At 74.1% G+C, this 3,044-nt stretch carries 2 protein-coding genes and 1 pseudogene; 2 read left to right on the top strand and 1 reads right to left on the bottom strand.

What is annotated here, in order from left to right; all coding sequences use genetic code 11:
* The coding region (locus tag OZN99_RS28610) for a glycosyltransferase (RefSeq protein ID WP_270938617.1) at positions 1–1,399 on the bottom strand (1,399 nt) is incomplete at its 3' end.
* A 100-nt stretch (positions 1,400–1,499) separates the two neighbouring features.
* Here OZN99_RS28610 and zapE point away from each other — a divergent pair.
* A complete protein-coding gene (gene zapE / locus OZN99_RS28605) occupies positions 1,500–2,672 on the top strand; it encodes a cell division protein ZapE (protein WP_270938616.1) in 1,173 nt (390 codons plus the stop codon).
* A gap of 187 nt (positions 2,673–2,859) precedes the next feature.
* A pseudogene (locus OZN99_RS28600) lies at positions 2,860–3,044 on the top strand (hypothetical protein); the annotation flags it as partial.

Genomic DNA, 3,044 nt, shown 5'->3' with positions numbered 1-3,044 from the left:
GCAGGCCGGGGTCGGGGCGGTGCGGCACGCGCTCCTCGCCGCGCAGCGGCGCCGCGCGCTCCGCGCGGCTGCCCCGCCGGATCCGCTCCAGCTCGGCCCACAGCGTGCGCCAACGGCCGATCACCACCGGCCAGTCGAACCGCGCCGCGGCGTCGCGGCGTGCCGCCGCCGCCATCCGTGCGCGCAGCCCGGCATCGCCTATCAGCGCGCCGAAGGCCTCGGTCGCCTCAGGCACGTCCACCGCGGTGAACTGCGCGATCGCGCCGATGAAGCTGTCGTAGCTGTCGAGGCCGGCATCGTGCCGCTCCGCCAGGTCGCCCATCGGCCCGGCCAGCGTGGTGGGGATGCGGAAGCCGGTCTCGCCGTGGCGGATGGTGTCCTTCAGCCCGTCCCAGTCGGTGCCGACCACCGGCAGCCCCGCCGCCAGCGCCTCCACCGGCGCCAGGCCGAAGCTCTCCTGCACGTTGTCCGACAGCAGGGTGAAGATGTCCGCCACGCTGCGCAGCGTGGTGCCGGTCTCCGGCCGCTCCACCAGGCGGATCGCGAGGTTGGGCGCCACGGCGCGCGCCTGTTCGGTGAAGGCGCGGCGCTGCACCTCGTCGGCATACCAGCCGGACAGCACCAGCACGACCTGCGCGCCGTCCGGCGCCCGCGCCGCGGCGCGCCCCAGCGCCAGGAACATCGGCAGCGGATGCGCCTTGGCATGGAAGGAGAGGCGGCCGTGATGCAGCACCACCACGTCCCGCTCCCCGATGGACAGCCGCTGCCGCCAAGCCGCGCGCTCCGCCGGGTCGGGCGCCAGCGCGGCGCAATCGACGCCGAGCGGGATCACCGGCAGCGCCGGCCCCTCGATGCGCGTGGCGCCGAGCCGGCGCAGCAGATAGGCCGACTGCATCTCCAGCAGCCGCCGCACCGCGCCCTGCACGGCGGAGGAGGTGCAGACGATCGCATCCCAGGGCTGCACCGGCGCCACCAGGCTTTCCACGATGGAATCCATCGCGCCGGCCGAGGCGATGGTGTGTGTCACCCCCACCAGCGAGAACGCCGACGCCTCCCCCGCGCGGCGGCGCCGCCAGGCATGGTGGCCGAGCCCCGGGCCCGGCAGCATCAGGCAGCCGATCGCCGCCAGGCGGTGCAGCTGGTCGTCCGGGATCGCCTCGGCCGGCGCGCTGCCGCCCAGCGCGGTGACGTGCCGGCGGAAGGCCTCCGCGTCGGCCTGCCCGCGCGTCACGCCGACGATGCGCTCGAAGCCCGAATGGCGCACCAGCGCGGCGAGGAACCCCTCGCCCGCCGCGTGCCGCCCCATCAGCCGCGGGCGCGAGGTGTCGTAGCCGTCGGGTGCGTAGAGCAGGGCGGCGCTGGGGGGCGAAGGCGACGCGGGCGAAGGCGGCGGGGGCATGGCGCGTCAGGCTGGGCTTGTGCCCGCCCGGGCGTCAACGGCGGGCCGCAGGGGGCGGGCGGTTGCCCGCGCCGCGCCCCGGGTTTATCGCAGGCGGCAAATGGATGCCCCGCACGTCACGGCGGCGCCGAACGAAGGCCCGCTGCCAGCCTACCGCGCCCTGATCTCCGGCGGGACGCTGCACGCCGACCCCGCGCAGCTGCGCGCGGCGGAGGTGCTGCAGGACCTGTGGCGCCGCACGCGCGGCTACGACCCGCATCCCGAGGAACCGGAGCAGGGGGGCTTCTTCGCGCGCTTCCTGCGCCGCAAGCCCGTCGCGCCGGAGGAAGCGCCGGCGGGGACGCCGATGGGCCTCTACCTCGTCGGCGAGGTCGGGCGCGGCAAGTCCATGCTGATGGACCTGTTCTTCGCCACCGCGGAGGTGCCGCGCAAGGAGCGCATCCACTTCCACCAGTTCATGCAGCACCGCGTGCATGCGCGCATCCACGCCTGGAAGCGCAAGCACGGCGACACCGCGGACCCGATCCCGCCGCTGGCCGACAGCATCGCCGCGGAGGCCGCGCTGCTCTGCTTCGACGAGTTCCAGGTGCACGACATCGCCGATGCGATGATCCTCGGCCGCCTGTTCCAGGCGCTGTTCGCGCGCGGCACGGTCGTGGTGGCCACCAGCAACACCGCGCCCGACGACCTGTTCAAGGGCAAGCCGGGCCGCGACGCCTTCCTGCCCTTCATCGCGCTGATCAAGCGCCGGCTCGAGGTGCTGTTCCTGGACGCCGCGCGTGACTACCGGCGCGAACGCAGGCTGGACCTGCCCACCTGGCACATGCCGGCCGATGCGCGCGCCGAGGCCGCGATGGACCGAGCCTTCCGCGAGCTGACCGGCCGGGACCACGGCGCGCCGACGCGGCTGACGCTGCTCGGCCGCGCCATCGCCGTGCCGCAGGCGGCAGACGGCGTCGCCCGCTTCGACTTCGAGACGCTGTGCGGCCAGCCGCTGGGCCCGGCGGACTACCTGGCCGTCGCCACGCATTTCCACACGCTGCTGCTGGACGGGATCCCCCGCCTGGGCGCCGAGAATTTCGACAAGGCGAAGCGCTTCATCACGCTGGTCGATGCGCTCTACGAGCACCGCGTGAAGCTGGTGGCCAGCGCGGCGGCCAGCCCCGACCGCATCTACGAGAAGGGGGAGAACGCCGCGATGTTCGCGCGCACGGCGAGCCGCCTTCACGAAATGCAGAGCCGCGACTGGCGCGAACGCCCACATCTGACCTGACGCCACGGGCCTGGACGTACGTCCGGCGGCATTCCCTCCATTGCATACTTAATCCGGAATCTGAGGAACGGTCGTTGACAGGCCACGACCCCTCGGGTCTAGAGGATGCGCGGGAAGTGCTTCGGGTCCGGGGGGACCTGCCTCCGGCCCGGCCGGGGGTTGCACCAGAAGGGGGAAGACCGAACGCATGCGCAGGATCCTGCTCGCGCTGATCGTCCTTGCTTGTGCAGCGCCCACGGCGGAAGCCGCGCGGCGTGACAGCGGCAGGGAGACGGCGGGCAGACCGGCGCAGCAGGCGGCCAAGGCGCCCACGGCAGCGCCCGCGGCGCGCCAGGCCGCACCACGCCCTGCCGCGACGACGCGCGCGACGAC

The organism is Falsiroseomonas oryzae, from assembly GCF_027856955.1.
GTDB lineage: Bacteria > Pseudomonadota > Alphaproteobacteria > Acetobacterales > Acetobacteraceae > Falsiroseomonas > Falsiroseomonas oryzae.
Note: the sequence above shows the minus strand (reverse complement) of the source record. Positions and strands in the feature narration are given on the sequence as shown.

Bases quoted from the DNA above. Each gene is read 5' to 3' on its own strand.
- zapE (WP_270938616.1), top strand. From the start codon at position 1,500: ATGGATGCCCCGCACGTCACGGCGGCGCCGAACGAAGGCCCGCTGCCA.